We start from the raw sequence: 236 nt of genomic DNA, 5'->3' as shown, positions 1-236 counted from the left end.
TCGATTCTAGGAAGCCGTTTTTTTTGTCACAATGATCGAATTTCGAACCTTCATTTGCCGAAATGGCAAAGCAGCGCGGCCGGGTACGGCGCGGAGACAGAACGATGGCGGCTTTCCTGCATGGCCTGGCGCTGCGGTATTTCGTCGTGGTGGCGCGCACCGGCTCCATCAGCGACGCATCCGCGCGGCTGCACGTGGCCGTGTCGGCGGTCAGCCGCCAGATCGCGAAGCTCGAA

Annotated in this window: 1 protein-coding gene; it reads left to right on the top strand. The window is 61.0% G+C overall.

Annotated features, from left to right (window positions below):
- Positions 1 to 104: 104 nt before the first annotated feature.
- Positions 105 to 236: LysR family transcriptional regulator (locus KVT39_RS37400; RefSeq protein ID WP_217591527.1), on the top strand; the 132-nt coding region annotated here is incomplete at its 3' end.

Origin of the sequence: Burkholderia sp. GbtcB21, assembly GCF_019091065.1 — a bacterium.
Taxonomy (GTDB): Bacteria; Pseudomonadota; Gammaproteobacteria; order Burkholderiales; family Burkholderiaceae; genus Burkholderia; species Burkholderia pyrrocinia_C.
The sequence above is the reverse complement of the archived record's forward strand: the minus strand, read 5'-3'. Positions and strand labels throughout refer to the sequence as shown.